This window comes from Shinella sp. 1A1 (assembly GCF_055379515.1).
The window spans coordinates 1,625,035-1,644,364 of sequence record NZ_AP039671.1 but is presented as its reverse complement, the minus strand read 5'-3'; the positions used below and the strand labels follow the sequence as shown (position 1 = coordinate 1,644,364).

General features: G+C 64.4%; 20 protein-coding genes. 11 read left to right on the top strand and 9 right to left on the bottom strand.

Annotated features, from left to right (window positions below; all coding sequences use genetic code 11):
* Positions 1-170 precede the first annotated feature (170 nt).
* A complete protein-coding gene (locus ACZ48C_RS08300) occupies positions 171-1,055 on the top strand; it encodes an alpha/beta hydrolase (RefSeq protein WP_318911852.1) in 885 nt (294 codons plus the stop codon).
* A gap of 10 nt (positions 1,056-1,065) precedes the next feature.
* On the opposite strand, the gene ACZ48C_RS08295 is transcribed toward ACZ48C_RS08300, so the two are convergent.
* Together ACZ48C_RS08295 and ACZ48C_RS08290 are read right to left on the bottom strand one after the other, a co-directional pair.
* Positions 1,066-1,683, bottom strand: coding sequence for a hypothetical protein (locus ACZ48C_RS08295; RefSeq protein ID WP_464782709.1), 618 nt, complete (start codon positions 1,681-1,683; stop codon positions 1,066-1,068).
* A 17-nt stretch (positions 1,684-1,700) separates the two neighbouring features.
* The gene (locus tag ACZ48C_RS08290; RefSeq protein WP_464782708.1) at positions 1,701-3,278 is read right to left on the bottom strand and encodes a caspase family protein; all 1,578 of its coding nucleotides are present in this window, start codon (positions 3,276-3,278) and stop codon (positions 1,701-1,703) included.
* 153 nt (positions 3,279-3,431) lie between these two features.
* Here ACZ48C_RS08290 and tpiA point away from each other — a divergent pair, with 153 nt between their 5' ends.
* The 3 genes from tpiA to ACZ48C_RS08275 all read left to right on the top strand — a co-directional run bounded on the left by tpiA (position 3,432) and on the right by ACZ48C_RS08275 (position 6,578).
* Positions 3,432-4,202, top strand: a complete 771-nt coding sequence (gene tpiA, locus ACZ48C_RS08285; protein WP_464782707.1) for a triose-phosphate isomerase — start codon at positions 3,432-3,434, stop codon at positions 4,200-4,202.
* A 122-nt stretch (positions 4,203-4,324) separates the two neighbouring features.
* The gene (gene secG / locus ACZ48C_RS08280; RefSeq protein ID WP_464782706.1) at positions 4,325-4,804 is read left to right on the top strand and encodes a preprotein translocase subunit SecG; all 480 of its coding nucleotides are present in this window, start codon (positions 4,325-4,327) and stop codon (positions 4,802-4,804) included.
* A 136-nt stretch (positions 4,805-4,940) separates the two neighbouring features.
* The gene (locus ACZ48C_RS08275) at positions 4,941-6,578 is read left to right on the top strand and encodes a CTP synthase (RefSeq protein ID WP_464782793.1); all 1,638 of its coding nucleotides are present in this window, start codon (positions 4,941-4,943) and stop codon (positions 6,576-6,578) included.
* A 59-nt stretch (positions 6,579-6,637) separates the two neighbouring features.
* On the opposite strand, the gene ACZ48C_RS08270 is transcribed toward ACZ48C_RS08275, so the two are convergent.
* A complete protein-coding gene (locus tag ACZ48C_RS08270; protein ID WP_464782705.1) occupies positions 6,638-7,042 on the bottom strand; it encodes a BA14K family protein in 405 nt (134 codons plus the stop codon).
* Between the two features lie 284 nt (positions 7,043-7,326).
* On the opposite strand from ACZ48C_RS08270, the gene ACZ48C_RS08265 reads away from it, so the two are divergent.
* On the top strand, positions 7,327-8,304 hold the full coding sequence (locus ACZ48C_RS08265) for a GlxA family transcriptional regulator (RefSeq protein WP_464782704.1): 978 nt from the start codon (positions 7,327-7,329) through the stop codon (positions 8,302-8,304).
* 127 nt (positions 8,305-8,431) lie between these two features.
* On the opposite strand, the gene ACZ48C_RS08260 is transcribed toward ACZ48C_RS08265, so the two are convergent.
* From ACZ48C_RS08260 to ACZ48C_RS08245, 4 genes are all read right to left on the bottom strand, one after another.
* A complete protein-coding gene (locus tag ACZ48C_RS08260) occupies positions 8,432-9,208 on the bottom strand; it encodes an amino acid ABC transporter ATP-binding protein (RefSeq protein ID WP_464782703.1) in 777 nt (258 codons plus the stop codon).
* A gap of 16 nt (positions 9,209-9,224) precedes the next feature.
* Positions 9,225-10,379: an amino acid ABC transporter permease gene (locus tag ACZ48C_RS08255; protein WP_119259246.1), complete on the bottom strand. Its 1,155-nt coding sequence runs from the start codon at positions 10,377-10,379 to the stop codon at positions 9,225-9,227.
* Between the two features lies 1 nt (position 10,380).
* Positions 10,381-11,589 carry an amino acid ABC transporter permease gene (locus ACZ48C_RS08250; RefSeq protein WP_464782702.1) on the bottom strand — a complete coding sequence of 403 codons (1,209 nt, stop codon included), beginning with the start codon at positions 11,587-11,589 and terminating at the stop codon, positions 10,381-10,383.
* Positions 11,590-11,680: 91 nt separating this feature from the next.
* Positions 11,681-12,709 carry an amino acid ABC transporter substrate-binding protein gene (locus ACZ48C_RS08245; protein ID WP_318911866.1) on the bottom strand — a complete coding sequence of 343 codons (1,029 nt, stop codon included), beginning with the start codon at positions 12,707-12,709 and terminating at the stop codon, positions 11,681-11,683.
* A gap of 354 nt (positions 12,710-13,063) precedes the next feature.
* On the opposite strand from ACZ48C_RS08245, the gene ACZ48C_RS08240 reads away from it, so the two are divergent.
* Positions 13,064-14,254 (top strand): cystathionine beta-lyase, encoded by a 1,191-nt coding sequence (locus ACZ48C_RS08240; protein ID WP_464782701.1) that lies wholly within the window; start codon positions 13,064-13,066, stop codon positions 14,252-14,254.
* A 209-nt stretch (positions 14,255-14,463) separates the two neighbouring features.
* Here ACZ48C_RS08240 and ACZ48C_RS08235 read toward each other — a convergent pair whose 3' ends face one another.
* Together ACZ48C_RS08235 and ACZ48C_RS08230 are read right to left on the bottom strand one after the other, a co-directional pair.
* Positions 14,464-15,624 carry an FAD-dependent monooxygenase gene (locus ACZ48C_RS08235; protein ID WP_464782700.1) on the bottom strand — a complete coding sequence of 387 codons (1,161 nt, stop codon included), beginning with the start codon at positions 15,622-15,624 and terminating at the stop codon, positions 14,464-14,466.
* A gap of 22 nt (positions 15,625-15,646) precedes the next feature.
* The gene (locus ACZ48C_RS08230; RefSeq protein ID WP_119259241.1) at positions 15,647-15,895 is read right to left on the bottom strand and encodes a zinc-finger domain-containing protein; all 249 of its coding nucleotides are present in this window, start codon (positions 15,893-15,895) and stop codon (positions 15,647-15,649) included.
* Positions 15,896-16,059: 164 nt separating this feature from the next.
* Here ACZ48C_RS08230 and ACZ48C_RS08225 point away from each other — a divergent pair, with 164 nt between their 5' ends.
* From ACZ48C_RS08225 to clpS, 5 genes are all read left to right on the top strand, one after another.
* Positions 16,060-16,845 carry an alpha/beta fold hydrolase gene (locus ACZ48C_RS08225; protein ID WP_318911873.1) on the top strand — a complete coding sequence of 262 codons (786 nt, stop codon included), beginning with the start codon at positions 16,060-16,062 and terminating at the stop codon, positions 16,843-16,845.
* A gap of 90 nt (positions 16,846-16,935) precedes the next feature.
* Positions 16,936-17,769, top strand: coding sequence for a serine O-acetyltransferase (cysE, locus tag ACZ48C_RS08220; protein ID WP_119259239.1), 834 nt, complete (start codon positions 16,936-16,938; stop codon positions 17,767-17,769).
* Between the two features lie 139 nt (positions 17,770-17,908).
* Positions 17,909-18,112, top strand: coding sequence for a DUF3126 family protein (locus ACZ48C_RS08215; protein ID WP_119259238.1), 204 nt, complete (start codon positions 17,909-17,911; stop codon positions 18,110-18,112).
* 247 nt (positions 18,113-18,359) lie between these two features.
* Entirely contained in the window at positions 18,360-18,713 is a 354-nt protein-coding gene (locus ACZ48C_RS08210; protein WP_119259237.1) for a phasin family protein, read from the top strand.
* Positions 18,714-18,974: 261 nt separating this feature from the next.
* Positions 18,975-19,325 (top strand): ATP-dependent Clp protease adapter ClpS, encoded by a 351-nt coding sequence (clpS, locus tag ACZ48C_RS08205; protein ID WP_119259236.1) that lies wholly within the window; start codon positions 18,975-18,977, stop codon positions 19,323-19,325.
* Positions 19,326-19,330: the final 5 nt, after the last annotated feature.

The following is a 19,330-nucleotide window of genomic DNA, read 5'->3' as shown; positions in this document are numbered from 1 at the left end:
GCCGATCCATGGGGATCGGGGCCGGCAAGGATGAGGTCGTCGGCGAATCACTGGCGACTCTGCCAGATTCCGTGGGTTTTCGCGATGTCCGGACGCGCCAACCGCCGGGCGAGGATTGCTTTGCGCGCGGACGGATGGCAAGTATCGCCAGCCCAGGGGAGCCTCACTTCATGCGTCAGTCCACAGTTCATTCTCTCCGCCGGCTGATTCTGGCCGCGCTCTTCGCCGGTTTTACGGCCGACAGTGCCGCCGCGCTGACGCTCAAGCCCTGGAAGGACGAGCTCTTCGGCTATCCCGCCGTGGTCGAGACGACGGATAACGGCGCGCTCCGCGTCGTCGACTACCAGGAAATGCGCGACATCAACGGCCGCGACCAGGTGCCCGAGCGGCGCGTCAGATCGGCCTATGTCTCGACGGCGGTGAAGAAGGCGCAGCAGAACCTGACGGTGGATACGCCCGCCGGGCCGATCGACGTGGCGATGACCGGCAAGGGCGAGGGCGCCTCCTTCACCGTCATCTTCATCCACGGCCGGGGCGGCGACCGTCGGCTCGGCAACAACGACTGGAACTTCGGCGGCAATTTCAACCGCATCAAGAACCTCGCCGTGCAGAACGGTGGCGTCTACTACGCGCCGAGCGTGCCCTCCTTCGACGATGCGGGCGCGGCGCGCATCTCCGGCCTGATCCTGCGCGCCAAGGCGCTTTCGCCGGACAGGCCCGTCATCCTCGCCTGCGCCTCGATGGGCAGCTTCATCTGCGCCCGCGTGGTGCGCGATGCGACGGCGGTCAGGAGCCTTTCCGGCATGGTGCTGATGGGCGGGGCGGCGGATGGCGACTATGCCAAGACCCCGGCCTTCAAGGCGAAGCTGCCGGTCTTCTTCACCCATGGCGACAGCGACAGTGTCTATGCGGCCAACGACCAGATCGCCGTCTTCCGCAAATTGCTGAAGGCCGGCATTCCGACGCGCTTCGTGCTGTTCCAGACCGGAGGCCACGGCACGCCGGTGCGCATGACCGACTGGCGCGAGACGCTGAACTGGATCTTCGCGCAGTAAGCGTTCCCGCTCAGATCGAGCGCAGCAGGACCTTGGTCGAGCCGACGGCGGCGGCGATGTCGCGGTAGTGGCTGGCGCGCTTCTCCGAATTTTCCGAGGCGCGCAGGAGCTGCGTCTGCGCCTCCTCGATGACCTGCCGGGCCGCCTCCATCGCCTTTTCGAGATTGCGCTTGCGGATGGCTGTATAGGTCTTCGTCTCCTTCATGCGCGCATTGCCGCGCGAGCGCATGCGCGGAGCCTTTGCGTCGAGATTGGCGGCCTGGATGCGCCCGAGCCGGCCGGCGGCGCGCTGGACGATCTGCCGGGCCTCGTCATAGGCCTTGCCCTTCGGGATGCGCCGGGCGATGTCGAGGAGGCGCTGGCGCAGGCAATCGATGCGGTAGACCGGCTCATAGGCTGCGCATTCGGCGCTGGCGGCGTTGATGTTCCTGACGATGGAGCGGGTGAGGTAGTCGGTCGGCGTCGGCGTATCCATGAGGCCGCCGCCCGACCCTGTGGCGATTCCCGTGGTTGTGCCGCCGCCCGGCGCCGGGGCTGCCTGTCCGTAGGCCTCCGGCATGGAGCCGAGGGCGAGCGTCGTTGCAAGGAAGGCCGCTGCGAGCGTGCGCACCGTTTCAGGCTTTCCCATCGTCCTTCCGCCTCCCGCTACTGTGTCTGCCCGAAGGCCATGCGCATGCTGCGCTGGGTGCCCGCGCCGAGATCGCCGTCTATCGCGCCGGTATAGAACCTGTTGCGCCGGAGTTCGGCCTGCAGGGCGCGCCGGGTTTCCGGCTTGAACATGGTCGGGCGGTTGGTGAGCTGCGCCAGCACGTCGTCGACGCCGGCGCGCAGCGCCTGGTAGAGATAGGCCGCGGCATCCTCGGGCGTTTTGCCGGGAATGACGCCGTCGTCGATTAGGGCGGCGACGTTGAACATGGCCTGCGGATGGCGCAGGTCCGCCGCCCTGATGAAGAGCTCGACCGCCTTCTTCGGATCGCGCGGCAGGCCTTCCGTTCCCTGGTAATAGAGGAAGCCGAGATCATTGATGGCATCGGCAAAGCCGAGATCGGCGGATCTGCGGTAGAGTTTCAGCGCCTCGGGCACGTTCTGCGGCGTGCCGATGCCCTTTTCATGAAGCTTGCCGAGTTCGAACATGGCCTCCGCATCGCCGGCCTCCGCCGCCTTGCCGAAGAGCCTGAAGGCCTCGGACGGCTGGAACTTCGCCGAATCCGGCGAGAGCGCCATATAGCCGAGGCCGATCATCGCGCGGGTGTTGCCTTCCTCGGCAAGGCTTGCGAGCTGCGCCGCCTGATCCGGCTTCAGCGCCTGCCACTGGCCGGCCTTGTCTACGATATTGGCGACCTTCGCGTCCTCGCCGGCGAGGAAGAAGGGCGCGCCCGAGAGCGAGCCGTAGAAATGCGGCTGCTGGCGGTTGGCCGTCAGGCTCATCACCCTGTCGCGGACCTGTCGGAAGACGAGGCCGATCTCGACATCGGGACGCGGCAGGCTTTCGAGGATGGCGCTGGTGAAGGGGCTGTGCTCGCCTTCGCCGTCGAGCGCCACCTTGCCGCCCTCCGCGGCATAGACGACGAGCATGCCCTGCGCGGGATCGGGCGCGGCGAGCCCGTCGCCCGTCGCCGAGGCGCCGGCCATGCCGGCCGTCGCGGCGAGGTCGTAGGAGGTGGGGAAGGGATTGTTGCGGCAGGAATCGAGAATGACGATGCGCAGCTTGCGGGCCCTGGCGACGCTGGCGAGCACCGAGCGCAGGCTGACCGCCTGCTCGGGGATCTTCCCCGGATCGTCGACATGGATGTCGACGGGAATGAGGTAGTTCTCGCCCGCCGCCTCGACGCCATGGCCGGCATAGTAGACCATGGCGATATCCGCCGTTTCGGACTTGCGCGAGAAGGCGGCGATCGTCTCCTTCATCTGCGCGAGCGGCACGTCGATCGCAAGATCGACCGTGAAGCCGAGCCTTTCGAGCATGGCGCCGACCGCGCGGGCATCGGCCTCGGTGTTGCGCAGCGGCGAGATGGAGGTATAGGCGGACATGCCGACGACGAGCGCGACGCGCCGTGCGCTGACTTCGCGCGAAGCCAGCGTCTCCTCGGCCGTCACGCGGCCGACGGGGGATTTTATCGGCATCAGGCCGCGCGTCTGCGCCGGGCCGTCCTGTGCCGCCGCGCCGCCGGCAAGCAGGAGCACGGCCATGGCGACGGCTATGCGGCGTCGTGAAGGAAGCATGCGCCTCGTCCATCCTGCATCGATCGATCTCGGCCTTGCTCCATTACGTTTCACGAACGCGGAATATTCAAGCCCGCGCGCGGCAGAACGCACCTTTTCTTGGCGGCCCCGATTTGCTACGCCCCATGCCAACGCTTTATGGAGGGGATGCTCATGACACCGGACGTTACACCGCTCGTCGCCGGAAACTGGAAGATGAACGGCACGCGCGCATCGCTCGACCAGATCAAGGCGATGGCCGAAGGCGTGAAGGGGCCGCTCTCGCAGAAGGTGGAAACGCTGATCTGCCCACCGGCGACCCTGCTCTACGTCGCGACTGCGCTCTGCGACGACAGCCCGCTCCAGATCGGCGCGCAGGATTGCCATGAAAAGGCTTCCGGCGCGCATACCGGCGACATCTCGGCCGAGATGATCGCCGACTGCTTCGGCACCCATGTCATCGTCGGCCATTCCGAACGCCGCACGGACCATGAGGAAAGCGACGCGCTGGTGCGCGCCAAGGCCGAGATCGCCCACCAGAACGAACTCGTCGCCATCGTCTGCATCGGCGAGACCGGCGACGAGCGCAAGGCCGGCAAGACGCTGGACGTGCTCAAGACCCAGCTTGTCACCTCCGTGCCGGACGGCGCGACGGCGACAAACACCGTGATCGCCTATGAGCCGGTCTGGGCCATCGGCACGGGCCTGACGCCGACGGCGGCGGACGTGGAGGAGGCTCATGCCTTCATGCGCGCCGAGCTGACCGCGCGCTTTGCCGGCGAGGGCGCGAAGATGCGCATTCTCTATGGCGGCTCGGTCAAGCCGGGCAATGCGAAGGAACTGATGGGCGTCGCCAATGTCGACGGCGCGCTGATCGGCGGGGCGAGCTTGAAATCGGACGACTTCCTTGCCATTTACCGCGCATATGAAGCGCTGACGGCCTGAGGCCCGTCCGCCGGCCCGCAAAACGGCGGGCGGAACGACGGGAAGGGCTTGGAATGCCGCGCGGCTTGGTATATTGAGCCGCAAACCTGAAATTTGGCCGTCTGGCCGGGATCTTGGAAAACATGCAGACCATCTTGCTCGTCATCTATCTCATGGTCGTCGTCGCGCTGATCGGCGTCGTGCTGATCCAGCGGTCTGAAGGCGGCGGCCTCGGCATCGGCGGCGGCTCCGGTTTCATGTCCGCCCGTGGCACGGCCAATGCGCTGACGCGCACGACCGCGATCCTCGCGACGCTGTTCTTCGTTCTGGCGATCGGCATGGGCATCCTCGCCCGCTACGAGACGCAGCCGACGGACATTCTCGACCGCATTCCGGGCACGACCGGCACGGGCGGCGTTCTCGACGCGCTCGGCGGCGCCCAGCAGAACCAGGGCACCCAGAACAACACGAACCAGACCCCTGCGACGACCGGTACGCAGACCGTTCCGAGCGAAGGCGGCGCGGCCACCGGAACGGGCAACTCGTCGACCCCGACGACGGGCACCGGCACGGGTGCCGCCACGGGCGAGGGCGGCAACGCCGGCGTCCCGAGCGGCCAGTAAGCCGCAAAAGCGAAAACAAACCGGCCGGTTGGCGCAAACCAACCGGCCTTCTTCTGTGTAAAACGCCGATTGCGACTTCCGAAATCACGCCCAAGGTGATTTTTCGGTAGCGGAATCGATTTTGAAAAGGTATCCGGTGACTCCCATGGCGCGATATGTATTCATCACTGGCGGCGTGGTTTCTTCCCTCGGAAAAGGCATCGCGGCCGCTGCACTCGGAGCTCTCCTTCAGGCCCGCGGTTACCGCGTGCGCCTCAGGAAGCTGGACCCCTATCTCAATGTCGACCCGGGCACCATGAGCCCGACGCAGCACGGCGAGGTGTTCGTCACCGACGATGGCGCGGAGACCGACCTCGACCTCGGCCACTACGAGCGCTTCACCGGCCGCTCGGCCACCAAGACCGACAACATCACCACCGGCCGCATCTACAAGAACATCATCGACAAGGAACGCCGCGGCGACTATCTCGGCGCGACCGTGCAGGTCATTCCGCACGTCACCAACGAGATCAAGAACTTCGTCACCGAAGGCAACGACGACTACGACTTCGTGCTCTGCGAGATCGGCGGCACGGTGGGCGACATCGAGGCCATGCCCTTCATGGAGGCGATCCGCCAGCTCGGCAACGACCTGCCGCGCGGCACCGCCGTCTATGTCCACCTGACGCTGATGCCCTATATCCCGGCCGCCGGCGAGCTGAAGACCAAGCCGACGCAGCATTCCGTCAAGGAGCTGCAGGCCATGGGCATCCACCCGGATATCCTGCTGGTGCGCGCCGACCGCGAAATCCCGGAAGCCGAACGCAAGAAGCTCTCGCTGTTCTGCAACGTGCGCCCGACCGCCGTGATCCAGGCGCTCGACGTCGCGTCGATCTACGACGTGCCACTCGCCTATCACAAGGAAGGCCTCGACGACGAGGTCCTGGCCGCCTTCGGCATAGAGCCGGCGCCCAAGCCCCGCCTTGAGGCCTGGCAGAAGGTTTCCGACCGCATCAAGACGCCGGAAGGCGAGGTGACCATCGCCATCGTCGGCAAGTACACCGGCCTCAAGGACGCCTACAAGTCGCTGATCGAGGCGCTCTATCACGGCGGCATCGCCAATCACGTCAAGGTCAAGCTCGAGTGGATCGAATCGGAAGTCTTCGAGAAGGAAGACCCGGCGCCTTACCTCGAGAAGGTGCACGGCATCCTCGTTCCCGGCGGTTTCGGCGAGCGCGGCTCGGAAGGCAAGATCAATGCGGCGCGCTTCGCCCGCGAGCGCAAGGTGCCCTATTTCGGCATCTGCTTCGGCATGCAGATGGCCGTGGTCGAGGCGGCGCGCAATCTCGCCGGCATCGAGAAGGCATCCTCCACCGAGTTCGGCAAGACGGCCGAGCCGGTCGTCGGCCTGATGACCGAATGGGTGAAGGGCAACGACCTGGAGAAGCGCTCCGCTTCCGGCGATCTCGGCGGTACGATGCGCCTCGGCGCCTACCGCGCCTCGCTCAAGGGCGGCACGAAGATCGCCGACATCTACGGCTCGACGGACATTTCCGAGCGTCACCGCCATCGCTACGAGGTGAATGTCGACTATAAGGGCAAGCTGGAAGGCTGCGGCCTCGTCTTCTCCGGCATGTCGCCGGACGGCCTTCTGCCGGAGACGGTCGAATATGCCGACCATCCGTGGTTCATCGGCGTGCAGTATCACCCGGAACTGAAGAGCCGGCCGCTCGATCCGCATCCGCTCTTCGCAAGCTTCGTGGAAGCGGCGCTGGAACAGAGCCGCCTCGTCTGAGAACAGCGTTCAAACGAAAAGCCCGGCATTTTCGCCGGGCTTTTTGCATTTCAGGGCACTCAGCGCGAATAGGGCGAGAAGCACTGCTTGCGCGGGCCGTTGTTCGGCTGGAACGTGTTGTCATAGGCCCGGTACGTGCGGTAGCGATTGGCGCACCAGTTCACATGAGCGCTTCCGCTGGCGCGCGGCTGATTGGCGACCGCGCCGCCGATGGCAGCACCGAGGCCGAAGGCGGCCAGCGGATACCACCAGCCGTCCGAATGGCGTCGGTAGCCCGGGCGATAATGGTTATACCCGCGATGGCCGTGCCAGCGGCGCTGGTGACGGTACTGTACCTGTTCCACCGCGGAGGACGAGGGGACGGGAACCTGAGGAAAAGTGACCGCCTGGGCAGGCACGAAGGAGGTGAGGGCGACGGCGACCGAGAGGGCGCCGGCGGCAAGGCCGGACTTCATCTTCAGCATGGGATAACCTTTCCTGCTTGTTTGGCGCCAGAACGTCCTCAGGCCGGATTCGGTTCCATTTCTGCCGCACGCGCAGATGGTTTTTGCGCAAAATGTCAAAAAAAACGGGCTGGTCCGCCTTTCGGCTCGCCAACCCGTTCCGGTAAGTTTGCGGATCAGGGTGTTCGGGGTACAGGGGCTTTCGCCGCAATCCGGCTGCATCTCCAGATCTCCTGTGAGGCCGATCATGCCCGAACGCCTTTTTCCCGATTGACATAAAGCGCAGCTTTTTTGACAATTTCCACATGAGCAGGCAAGCGCCGCGGCAGGGGCCGCTCGACGTGACCATCCTTCTTTTGCCGGAGTCGTCGATCATGTCGCTCGCCTCCGTGCTCGATCCCATGCGCGCGGCCAACCGCGTGATGCCGGAACCGGTGTTCCGCTGGACGATCTTGTCGCCCGGCGGCAAGCCGGTGGTGCTCACCTGCGGCGTGGAAATCCGCGTCGACGGCAGCTTCGACGACGCCATGAGCGGCGACGCGCTGCTCGTCATCGCCGGCTTCAACCAGGATCGTCACGCGAATCGCAGCTTCATTAGTCGGCTCAAGAAGGTGACGCGCCGGTTCGGCATCGTCGCGGGCATCGAATCGGGCTGCTGGCTGCTGGCGCGGTCGGGCCTCCTGGACGGGCGCGACGCGACGGCGCATTGGGAGGAGCTGGAGGATTTCGCCGCCGCCTTTCCGGCCCTCAACGTGCGGGCGGACCGCTTCGTCACCGACGGGCCGCTCTGGACCTCGGGCGGCGCCTCGCCGACCTTCGACATGATGCTGCATCTGGTGCGCGAGCGCTTCGGCTCGGCCGTCGCGCTCGATGTGGCGAGCGTCTTCGTCTATGACGAGACCCATGCCGCGACGGACGCCCAGCCGCTCGTCTCGCTCGGCCGGCTTGCCGAACACCAGCCGGACCTCGCCGCCGCCATCCGCCTGATGGAGCGCACCATCGACCGGCCGCTGACCATCGCGGCGCTGGCGCGCCGGCTCGGCTTCTCGACGCGCAAGCTGGAGACGCTGTTTGCGGGCGGGCTCGGCATCGGGCCGGGGAAATATTACCTGCGTCTGCGGCTGACGGCCGCGCAGCGCCTCGTGCGCGACACGCCGCTATCGATGCAGGAGGTGGCGCTGCGCAGCGGCTTCGACAGCCTCTCCGCCTTTTCCCGCGCCTTCCGCAATCATTTCGGCGCGAGCCCGCTGAAGCTGCGGGCGGAGGTTCGGGTGAAGGGGTGATGCGGGTACGGAAGTGTTTGTCGCGCGGGTCCTCGGGTCGAGCCCGAGGATCCACGCCGCACGGCGCGCACTCACTCCAAACAAAAAGGCGGACCTGAGGCCCGCCTTTTCTGTCTCGCCGCCGATCCTAGTGCAGAATCTGGCTGAGGAAGAGCTTGGTGCGCTCGTGCTGGGGATTGTCGAAGAACTCGGCCGGCGAGTTCTGCTCGACGATCTGGCCCTGGTCCATGAAGATGACCCGGTTGGCGACCTGGCGGGCAAAGCCCATTTCATGCGTCACGCACAGCATGGTCATGCCCTCTTCAGCCAGCGACACCATCGTGTCGAGCACTTCCTTGACCATTTCCGGATCGAGTGCCGAGGTCGGCTCGTCGAACAGCATGATCTTCGGCTTCATGCACAGCGAGCGGGCGATCGCCACGCGCTGCTGCTGGCCGCCCGAGAGCTGGCCGGGATATTTGTGCGCCTGCTCCGGGATCTTGACGCGCTTGAGGTAGTGCATCGCCACTTCCTCGGCGTCCTTCTTCGGCATCTTGCGCACCCAGATCGGCGCCAGCGTGCAGTTTTCCAGGATCGTCAGATGCGGGAAGAGGTTGAAGTGCTGGAACACCATGCCGACCTCGCGGCGTACCTCGTCGATCTTCTTCAGGTCGTTGGTCAGCTCGATGCCGTCGACGACGATCTGGCCCTTCTGGTGCTCTTCGAGACGGTTGATGCAGCGGATCATCGTCGACTTGCCTGAACCGGACGGACCGGCGATGACGATGCGCTCGCCCTTCATGACCTTCAGATTGATGTCGCGCAGAACGTGGAAGTCGCCGTACCACTTGTTCATGTTGGTGATCTCGACGGCGACGTCCGTTGCGGACACTTCCATCTTTTGCGCCTGGGCCTGGTTAGCCATTGTTGTTTCCTCTCAGTTATCTTTTGTGGCTCGTGTCGAGCCGGCGTTCCACGAAGGCCGAGTAGCGCGACATGCCGAAGCAGAAAATCCAGAACACGAAGCCGGCGAAGATCAGGCCCGTCAGCGGCGTGACGGGGGTGATCCAGCCCGAATCCCCAAAACTCGCCTTCACGATGCCCAGCAGGTCGTACATCGAGATGATCGTGACGAGGGACGTATCCTTGAACATGCCGATGAAGGTATTCACGATGCCCGGTATCACGAGTTTGATGGCCTGCGGTAGCACGACGAAGGTCATTTTGTGGAAGTAGTTTAGACCAAGAGCGTCGGCCGCTTCATATTGTCCTTTCGGAATGGCTTGAAGACCACCGCGAATAACCTCCGCCATATAGGCGGACGCGAAGATCGACACGCCGACGAGGGCACGCAGGAACTTGTCGATATTGTTGCCCGGCGTCAGGAAGAGCGGCAGCAGCACGCTCGCCATGAAGAGGACGGTGATCAGCGGCACGCCGCGGATCAGCTCGATGAAGACGACGCTGACCGTCTTCATCACCGGCATGCGCGAGCGCCGCCCGAGCGCCAGCAGGATGCCCGCCGGCAGCGAGACGACGATGCCGACGAAGGAGAGGATGAGCGTCACCATCAGCCCGCCCCACAGCGACGTCTCCACATGCCGCAGGCCGAACGAGCCACCGAGCAGCAGGAAGAAGGAAACGAGCGGGAAGGCGATGAGCAGCAGGAGAGCGTTCAGTCCCTTGCGCGGCACCTTCGGCATCAGGAACGGCACGAGCAGCGCCACGAACAGCGCGACCACCAGGAGCGGCCGCCACAGCTCGTCGCGGGGATAGGAGCCGAACATGAACTGCACGAAGCGGTCGTTCACATAGGCCCAGCAGGCGCCGCTCCAGCCGGTCGGCAACTGGCCGCCCTGGTCGGTGGTGAGGCAGACCGTGCGGTCCGCCCCGGTCCAGACGGCGGAGACGAACAGCCAGTTGAGCGCCTTCGGCACGTAGTAGAGGATCGCCGTGATGGCGAGGATGGACAGGATGCTGTCCTTCCACGAGGCGAACAGGTTGTTGCGGATCCAGGCGAAGGCCGACGCCTCGGAGGCCGGCGGCTTTTCCGCTTCGAGGAACCGCTCGCGGACATAGGTCGTGGTCTCGGTCATCTCAGCGCTCCACCAGGGCCATCTTGGCGTTGAACCAGTTCATGAACAGCGAGGTGATGAGGCTGATCGAGACATAGATCAGCATCCAGATCGAGATGATCTCGATCGACTTGCCGGACTGGTTGAGGATGGTGCCGCCGACCGCGACGAGGTCGGCATAACCGACAGCCACCGCGAGCGAGGAGTTCTTGATGAGGTTGAGATATTGCGAGGTGAGCGGCGGGATGATGATCCGCAGCGCCTGCGGCAGCACGACGAGCCGCGTTGCCTGCCCGGCACGAAGGCCGAGCGCATAGGACGCCTCCGACTGGCCCTTCGACACGCCGCGAATGCCGGCGCGCACGATTTCGGCGATGAACGAGGCCGTGTAGAGCGAGAGCGCGAGATAGAGCGCCAGGAATTCCGGCCCGATCACCATGCCGCCCTTCATGTTGAAGGAGCCGGGGACCGGATAGTCGAGCGAGAGCGGCATGCCCATCAGCATATGCACGACGAGCGGCAGGAGCACGATCAGGCCGAGATTGACCCAGAGCACCGGCGGGCGCTTGCCCGTGGCGCGCTGGCGCGCATTCGCCCAGATCGTGAAAGCGATCGCCGCGACGATGCCAAGGAGGAAGGCGCCGAACACGATCCCGAAACCTTCGCCGAAGACCGGCGCGGGCATATAGATGCCGCGGTTCGAGATGAAGAATGCGGCGTCGGGGTTTTCCTGCACATGCTGGAAGATGCTGCGGATCGACGGCAGCAGGGCGAGAACGCCAAGATACCAGAAGAAGATGACCAGCAGTGGCGGGATGTTGCGGAAGATTTCCACATAGACCGTGCAGAGCCTGGCGATCAGCCAGTTGTGCGACAGGCGCCCGATGCCGACGAGAAGGCCGACGATCGTCGCGGTGACGATACCGGCGGCGGCGATGACGAGCGTGTTGATGAGGCCGACCTGCAGCGCGCGGAAATAGGTGGAATCGCTGGAATAGGCGATCAGTGTCTGCGCGATGTCGAAGCCGGCGCGGCTGTTGAGGAAGCCGAAGCCCGCCGACATGTTGGCGCGGGCGAGGTTCTGGATGACGTTGTGCCACGCATACCAGACGGCGGCGACGATTATCACGAACGTCACGATCTGATAGACGACGCTTCTCAGCGCTGGATTGTAGAGTAGAGATACCTTCGGCGGTTCGCCGGACCCTGTTCGGGCATCCGCAAGAGCCATGCATTTCCCCTGACGTTGTTTTCGCCCTGTTTTCCGGGCGTTTCATTAAAGGGGAGGGCAGTTTGCTGCCCTCCCGATGCGGTCGATCCGGTTAGCGGATCGGCGGAGCGTACTGCAGGCCGCCCTTCGTCCACAGCCCGTTCAGGCCGCGGGCGATCTTGAGCGGGGAGCCTTCGCCGATATTGCGCTCGAAGGATTCGCCGTAATTGCCGACAGCCTTGATGATCTGCACGGCCCAGTCCTTCGGCACGCCGAGGTCGGCGCCGATGGTGCTGTCGGCTTCTTCACCGAGGAAGCGCTTGATGTCCGGGTTTTCGGACTTCTTCATCTCTTCGACATTGGCCTGCGTGATGCCGAATTCCTCGGCGGCCACCATCGCGTAGTGCGACCAGGTCACGATGTCGAACCACTTGGAATCGTTCTGGCGGACGGCCGGGCCGAGCGGCTCCTTGGAGATGATTTCCGGCAGGACCATGTGGTCGTCCGGATTGGTCATCTTCAGGCGGATCGAGTAGAGACCCGAGGCGTCGGTCGTGTAGGCATCGCAGCGGCCGGCATTGTAGGCGGCGTCCGCCTCATCCTGCGCTTCGAAGACGACCGGCTTGAAATCCATGTTGTTGGCACGGAAATAGTCGGCAAGGTTGAGTTCGGTGGTCGTGCCGGACTGCACGCAGACGGATGCGCCGGACAGCTCCAGCGCGGACTTCACGCCGAGTTCCTTCTTCACCATGAAGCCCTGGCCGTCATAGTAGTTGACTGCGCGGAAATCGAAGCCGAGCTGCGTATCGCGGCTGATGCTCCAGGTGGTGTTGCGGGAAAGGATATCGACTTCGCCGGACTGCAGGGCCGGGAATCGGTCCTTGGCCGAGAGGGGCGTGTACTTCACCTTCGTGGCATCGCCGAAGACGGCGGCGGCCACGGCCTTGCAGAGATCGACGTCGAGACCGGACCAGTTGCCCGCCGAATCCTGCGCGCCGAAACCGGCGAGATTCGAGCCGTTCACGCCGCACTGGACGAAGCCCTTGGCCTTCACGTCGGAAAGCGTGTCAGCCTGAGATGCCGTTGCGCCAAGCCCCAGTACGGCGGCGCCGACGAGCGCCGTCACGATTTTTTTTGCCATTTTTTACAACCTTTTTCTGTTGTCTTGTTTTATCCGCAGGCCCCTCTTCCCTCAAAGGGCACGCCTGCGGAACTCGCTACCCTCCCGGTGCGAGGTTGCTTATCTCATGCTCAAAACGACGCAGGGTCAAGGGAGGGTCGCCATTTTCCGGCCACGATTCCGATTTTGCCGCCGAATGGCGGAATTTTGGGCGGAAAAGCGTGGATTTGTGCAGTAAATCGCTCAAAAAATCACGCAATCGGCCTTCACGGGCGGGTTTTCGCGTCTTTATCCTTTCGTATTGGGGTTGACCTCAGAGGTCCTCTGGCGAAAAGTCGGCGCCTCCACATTTCTCGCAATTCCCGGACCGAACCCATGAAAAACAGAGACGAAATCCTCGCCGGCGCCGGCGTGAACACCCGCCTTGCCCATGCCGGAAACGACCCGGCCGAGTTTCACGGTTTCGTCAATCCGCCAGTGGTCCACGCCTCGACCGTGCTCTTCCCGAATGCCGCGACCATGGAAAACCGCGGGCAGAAATACACCTACGGCACCCGCGGCACGCCGACGACCGATGCGCTCTGTGCGGCGATCGACGAACTGGAAGGATCGGCCGGAACGATTCTCGTGCCCTCGGGCCTTGCCGCCGTCACCGTGCCGTTCCTCGCCTATCTTTCTGCCGGCGACCACGCGCTCATCGTCGATTCGGTCTATCACCCGACCCGCCATTTCTGCGACACGATGCTGAAGCGCCTCGGCGTGGCGGTGGAGTATTACGATCCGATGATCGGCGCGGGCATCGAGGCGCTGATCCGGCCGAACACGAGGCTGGTGCATACCGAGGCGCCGGGCTCCAACACCTTCGAGATGCAGGATATTCCGGCCATCGCCGCCGCCGCCCACAAGCACGGCGCGGTCGTGACGATGGACAATACCTGGGCGACGCCGCTCTATTTCCGCCCGCTCGATTTCGGCGTGGATGTTTCCATCCATGCGGCGACGAAATATCCGGCCGGGCATTCGGACGTGCTGTTCGGCACCGTCTCGGCCAATGCCGCCCATTGGGAGCAGTTGCACGAGACCCAGATCACGCTCGGCACCTGCGCCTCGCCGGACGATGCCTACCAGGTGCTGCGCGGCCTTCGCACCATGGGCGTGCGGCTGGAGCGGCACCAGGAAAGCGCGCTGGAGCTCGCCCGCTGGCTGGAGGGCGTCGACGACGTTTCGCGCGTTCTGCATCCGGCGCTGCCGAGCTTCCCGGGCCATGATCTCTGGAAGCGCGACTTCAAGGGGGCGAGCGGCATCTTCTCCATCGTGCTGAAGGGCGGCTCGCCGGAGCGCTACAAGGCCAAGGCCCATGCCTTCCTCGATGCGCTCGGCATTTTCGGCCTCGGCTATTCCTGGGGAGGTTTCGAATGCCTTGCCGTGTATGTGTATCTTGGCGACCGCCGGGTGGCCAAGGGGCCGGAGGAGGGGCCGGTGCTGCGGTTGCAGATCGGCCTGGAGGACGTGAAGGATATCAAGGCGGATATCGAGCGCGGGCTGGCCGCGGCGCGGGCGGTATAGGTAGTTTTGGTTGAGTAGGCGGGGTTGCCCCTCATCCGCCTGCCGGCACCTTCTCCCCGCAAGCGGGGAGAAGGAGAGGATGTGATGCCTCGCCAATCTTGATCATAGCACTTCAGGAAACCGGTTCCGGCGAACGGGAAACCAGTGCGGCAAAGTCCCTTCTCCCCGCTTGCGGGGAGAAGGTGCCGGCAGGCGGATGAGGGGCTCTTTCACTCCGGCGTGCGATATCCGTAAAGCCAGTCGAAATCCGCCGCGAGGCTTTCCGGCTTGCGCAGCGACAGGACAATGTTGCGTGCGAGCGCGACCGGGCCGCGAGCATGATAGGCGAAGCGGTTGAACGCGCCGCGGCTGCGCACGCGGGCGACGCGCACACGGCGGGTCTTCTCGAAGCCGCCGAGGGCCGCTCCGATATCCGTGGCGGTTGCCAGCCTTTCCGCGAGCAAGGCGGCATCCTCGATCGCCATCGCCGCGCCCTGCGCCGCGAAGGGCGTCATCGCATGGGCGGCATCGCCGATCAGCACCGTTTTCCCGCCATCCGTCCATGCGCCGTCCGGGCAGCCGAAGAGCGGCCAGACGAGCGGATCCTGCGCATCCGGCAGGAGGCTGCGGATATCCGGGTGCCAGCCCTTGAAGGCATCCAGCAGGCGGCCGCGCGTCCGCGCATCGCCCTTGCGCAACCAGCCCTCGGCCGGCGCGTCCGGCTGGGCGTGGATCGCGACGATGTTGAAGACGCCTGTTTCGGCGAGCGGATAGGCGACGAGATGGGCATTCGGCCCGAGGAAGGCCGCGACCGTGCGCGGATCGAGAAAGGCCGGCGCGGCTTCATAGGGCACGAGGAAGCGCCAGGCGACATTGCCGGAATAGCGGGCGGGCAGGGCGCCCGGCACCGCGCTCCGCAGGCGCGACCAGACGCCGTCCGCCGCGATCAGGACATCCGCCGGAGCCAGCGAAAGAGCGGCCTCGGCATTTGCGATATGCTCGTCGATCGTCAGCGTGCACAGCGGTTCGGCGCGAACGGCCTCGATGAGGACCTTTTGCAATGAGGCGCGGTGCAGGACGCCATAGGGCGCGCCCCAGCGGCTCTCGGCTGCCGCGCCGGCGGGAACGGAGGCGAGGGGCGCAAGCGAGAGGCCGGAGGAGAGGAGAATATGGTCCGGCTCGGTCCAGCGGGCGCGCAGCGCATCGAGAAGGCCGAGATCGGCGAGGATGCGCGAGGCATTCGGCGAGAGCTGCAAACCGGCGCCGACCTCCGCAAGCGCGGGGGCCTGTTCGAGGACATGCGAGGCGATGCCCTTGCGGGCGAGCGCAAGGGCCGTCGTCAGGCCGGCAATGCCGGCGCCGACGATCGTTACGGATTTGACGGAAGACATGGGAGTGCCGGCCTTCCGGCCGTCACGCCGCCACCTGGTTGGTGAAGGTGCAGCCGACCGGATCGGTCTGGGTGGCCTTCAGCGCCGGGTTGTAGCGGTAGAGCGTCGAGCAGTAGGGGCAGACCTTCTCGTTGTCGTCGCCCATGTCGAGGAAGACGTGCGGATGGTCGTAGGGCACGGAAGCGCCGACGCACATGAATTCCTTCACGCCGATCTCGATCGTGCGGTGGCCGCCGTCGTTCTGGAAATGGGGAATGCTGTGCCCAGCCATGTGATGCTCCGTGGAAATGCGTCTTTTCTGGCGCGGACCATAGTCGCCTTCGGCTTAAATGTGTAGATGCAAAACCGTCGCGCCGGAGGAGAAATCCGCAGCCGCCGTTTTCCTTGCGGCCGATCGGCATTATGAGCGTGGACAGAAACGAAAGACGGACCGCGATGAACCTCGACAACCCGCCCTTTTCCCGCTTCACCCATGACGGCCTTGAGCTTGCCTTCTTCGACGAGGGCGATCCGTCGGGGTATCCGGTGCTGCTGATCCACGGCTTTGCCTCCAGCGCGAATGTCAACTGGGTGTTTCCCGGCTGGCTGAAGACGCTGGGCGATGCCGGCTACCGGGTGATCGCCATCGACAATCGCGGCCATGGCGCAAGCGACAAGCCGCACGATCCGGCGCTCTACACGCCCCCGCTGATGGCGGGCGATGCCGCGGCGCTCCTCGACCATCTCGGCATTTCCGAGGCGCATGTCTTCGGCTATTCCATGGGCGCGCGCCTCACCGCCTTCCTGGCGCTGGCCCATCCGGACCGAGTGCGCTCCGTGGTCTTCGGCGGGCTCGGCATCGGCATGGTGGAGGGCGTTGGCGACTGGGACCCCATCGCGGATGCGCTGCTGGCCCCCTCTCTCGACGTGGTGACGCATGAGCGCGGCCGCATGTTCCGCGCCTTCGCCGACCAGACGAAATCCGACCGTCAGGCGCTCGCCGCCTGCATCATGACCTCGCGCGACCTCCTGACGGTTGAGGATATGGCGCGCATAGACATGCCGGCGCTGATCGGCGTCGGCACGAAGGACGACATTGCCGGCGCGCCCGAGCCGCTCGCCGCGCTGATGCCGGATGCCCGCGCGCTCGACATCCCCGGCCGCGACCACATGCTCGCCGTCGGCGACAAGGTGTTCAAGCGCGCCGTCCTCGATTTCTACGCGGAGATCGGCGGCCGCTGAGATGGCCGTTCACGACAACCTGCGGGCGGCCATTCCGCTTGGGCATGCTTTGCACTATATTCGGGCGGAACGACACCAAGGAGTGCGGCGATGGTCGCGACGAACGAACTGAGGGCCGGCGAGAAGCTCAAGGCCATGGATCCGATCTGGGACAGCCTGCGCGAGGAAGCGCGCGTGGCCGCCCAGGCCGAGCCGCTGCTGGCGGCCTTCCTCTATTCGACGGTGCTGAACCACCGCTCGCTCGAGGAAAGCGTGATCCACCGCGTCTGTGAGCGCCTCGATCATCCGGACCTGCAGGCCAACCTCCTTCACCAGATCTTCGACGAGATGCTCGAGGACTGGCCGGAATGGGGCAGCATCCTGCGCGTCGACATCCAGGCCGTCTACGACCGCGACCCGGCCTGCCTGCGCTTCCTCGACGCGGTGCTCTACTTCAAGGGCTTCCACGCCATCCAGACCCATCGCCTGGCGCACTGGCTGCATGAAAAGGGCCGGCGCGACCTCTCGCTCTATGTGCAGAGCCGCTCCTCCAGCGTCTTCCAGACGGACATCAATCCGGCCGCGCGCATCGGCAAGGGCTTCTTCCTCGACCATGCGACGGGCCTCGTCGTCGGCGAGACGGCGGTCATCGGCGATAACGTCTCGATCCTCCACAACGTCACGCTCGGCGGCACCGGCAAGGAGGGCGGCGACCGCCATCCGAAGATCGGCGACGGCGTGATGATCGGGGCGGGCGCAAAAATCCTCGGCAATATCCATATCGGCCGTTGCTCGCGCATCGCGGCCGGTTCCGTGGTGCTGAAGGCCGTGCCGCCGAAATCGACGGTCGCGGGCGTGCCGGCCAGGGTCATCGGCGAGGCTGGCTGCAACGAGCCGTCGCGCGCCATGGACCAGCTCCTCGCCGCCTTCGACTACGATCTGTGACCGGACCCGGATGCCCTGCGACGCGGTTTTCATCCGTGTTGCCTGAAGGCGGCAGGGCGGGAAAAGTCGTTTTCGTGGGTTTACAGGCCAGAGGGCAGGTGCGAGAAGCGCGGCAAATCAACCGTTACGGAGACATATCGTGAAGCCGGAAGAAATCAGGAAGCTCGAGGCCTACTTCAAGCGCAATCTCAACAAGGAGATCGTCGTGAAGGCCCGCCCGCGCAAGGATGAATCCGCCGAAGTCTACCTCGCCGACGAATTCCTGGGCGTTATCTTCCGCGACGACGAGGACGGGGAACTGTCCTACAACTTTTCCATGGCGATCCTCGACATCGACCTCTGATCCGTCGGAAGTTTCGCAGTGACAAAGGCCCGGCCGCCCTTGGCGCCGGGCTTTTTCGTTTGGGGCGCTGCCGGCCCATTTCATGATCGTTTTGCGACAAAATCGCCGTTTGCGAAGCGCAATGATCATACCTATCGCGCAACATCTTGCTTTGCTTATGGAATATTGCATTGCAGCATCGATATTGACTTTTTTGTGCGCTGCATATAGTTTCCAGGCCACTCACCGGGATCCAAAGGAGACTTCGATGTTCAATTTCGACGAGGCAAGCAAGAAGAACAAGGAAGCGGTTGACACGATCGTCAAGAGCTACACGACCGTTGCCAAGGGCATGCAGGCCATCGCAACCGAAACCGCGGACTATTCCAAGAAGTCCTTCGAGGACGGCCTCGCTCACTTCGAGAAGCTCAGCGGCGTCAAGAGCGTCGAAGCCGCTCTCGAACTGCAGACCGCCTTTGTGAAGTCCTCCTACGAAGGCTTCGTCGCCGAAGCCACCAAGCTCGGCGAAATGTATGCCGATCTCGCCAAGGGCGCCTACAAGCCCTACGAGGCGCCGGTTGCCAAGGCGACCGCCGCTGCCAAGGCTGCCGTCGCGGCCTGATCGACCGGTAAAGTCTTACGCGCATAGCGTTTACGGGCCGGCTGCGGGCAACCGCGGCCGGCCTTTCCGCGTTCCGGGATTGCGCGAGGCTGACGCAGCGGAGCCAAATTTCGCTATTTCCTTCGGATGGCCGGCGATTATGATTGCAGTGCGAAGCAGGGGTCTTACAATCGTGTGTCGAGACATTAGATAACAGTTCCAGATGGCAGCCTCGGGCGAACGCACCGAAGCAAGCGACTGTAATCAAGGGAATGAACACGCATGGAAGTGAGACGGGTTCGGATGCAGGATGGCGATGAGGGCGGCGACACTCCCGGTCGCAGCACCTCGGTCATTACCCGCACGAAGCCAAAGACCAAGAAGCCGAGCCTCTACCGCGTCCTGCTGCTGAACGATGATTATACTCCCATGGAGTTCGTGATCCACATTCTGGAGCGTTTCTTCCAGAAGGACCGGGAAGCGGCCACGCGGATCATGCTGCATGTGCACAATCACGGCGTAGGCGAGTGTGGCGTGTTCACCTACGAGGTTGCCGAAACCAAAGTGACACAGGTGATGGATTTCTCCCGCCAGCACCAGCACCCGCTGCAATGTGTCATGGAAAAGAAATGAGGAAC

Excerpts from the sequence above, each read along its gene's own strand:
- ACZ48C_RS08300 (WP_318911852.1), top strand. The coding sequence starts at position 171 with ATGCGTCAGTCCACAGTTCATTCTCTCCGCCGGCTGATTCTGGCCGCG.
- ACZ48C_RS08295 (WP_464782709.1), bottom strand. The coding sequence starts at position 1,683 with ATGGGAAAGCCTGAAACGGTGCGCACGCTCGCAGCGGCCTTCCTTGCA.
- ACZ48C_RS08290 (WP_464782708.1), bottom strand. The coding sequence starts at position 3,278 with ATGCTTCCTTCACGACGCCGCATAGCCGTCGCCATGGCCGTGCTCCTG.
- tpiA (WP_464782707.1), top strand. The coding sequence starts at position 3,432 with ATGACACCGGACGTTACACCGCTCGTCGCCGGAAACTGGAAGATGAAC.
- secG (WP_464782706.1), top strand. The coding sequence starts at position 4,325 with ATGCAGACCATCTTGCTCGTCATCTATCTCATGGTCGTCGTCGCGCTG.
- ACZ48C_RS08270 (WP_464782705.1), bottom strand. The coding sequence starts at position 7,042 with ATGCTGAAGATGAAGTCCGGCCTTGCCGCCGGCGCCCTCTCGGTCGCC.
- ACZ48C_RS08265 (WP_464782704.1), top strand. The coding sequence starts at position 7,327 with ATGAGCAGGCAAGCGCCGCGGCAGGGGCCGCTCGACGTGACCATCCTT.
- ACZ48C_RS08260 (WP_464782703.1), bottom strand. The coding sequence starts at position 9,208 with ATGGCTAACCAGGCCCAGGCGCAAAAGATGGAAGTGTCCGCAACGGAC.
- ACZ48C_RS08255 (WP_119259246.1), bottom strand. The coding sequence starts at position 10,379 with ATGACCGAGACCACGACCTATGTCCGCGAGCGGTTCCTCGAAGCGGAA.
- ACZ48C_RS08250 (WP_464782702.1), bottom strand. The coding sequence starts at position 11,589 with ATGGCTCTTGCGGATGCCCGAACAGGGTCCGGCGAACCGCCGAAGGTA.
- ACZ48C_RS08245 (WP_318911866.1), bottom strand. The coding sequence starts at position 12,709 with ATGGCAAAAAAAATCGTGACGGCGCTCGTCGGCGCCGCCGTACTGGGG.
- ACZ48C_RS08240 (WP_464782701.1), top strand. The coding sequence starts at position 13,064 with ATGAAAAACAGAGACGAAATCCTCGCCGGCGCCGGCGTGAACACCCGC.
- ACZ48C_RS08235 (WP_464782700.1), bottom strand. The coding sequence starts at position 15,624 with ATGTCTTCCGTCAAATCCGTAACGATCGTCGGCGCCGGCATTGCCGGC.
- ACZ48C_RS08230 (WP_119259241.1), bottom strand. The coding sequence starts at position 15,895 with ATGGCTGGGCACAGCATTCCCCATTTCCAGAACGACGGCGGCCACCGC.
- ACZ48C_RS08225 (WP_318911873.1), top strand. The coding sequence starts at position 16,060 with ATGAACCTCGACAACCCGCCCTTTTCCCGCTTCACCCATGACGGCCTT.
- cysE (WP_119259239.1), top strand. The coding sequence starts at position 16,936 with ATGGTCGCGACGAACGAACTGAGGGCCGGCGAGAAGCTCAAGGCCATG.
- ACZ48C_RS08210 (WP_119259237.1), top strand. The coding sequence starts at position 18,360 with ATGTTCAATTTCGACGAGGCAAGCAAGAAGAACAAGGAAGCGGTTGAC.
- clpS (WP_119259236.1), top strand. The coding sequence starts at position 18,975 with ATGGAAGTGAGACGGGTTCGGATGCAGGATGGCGATGAGGGCGGCGAC.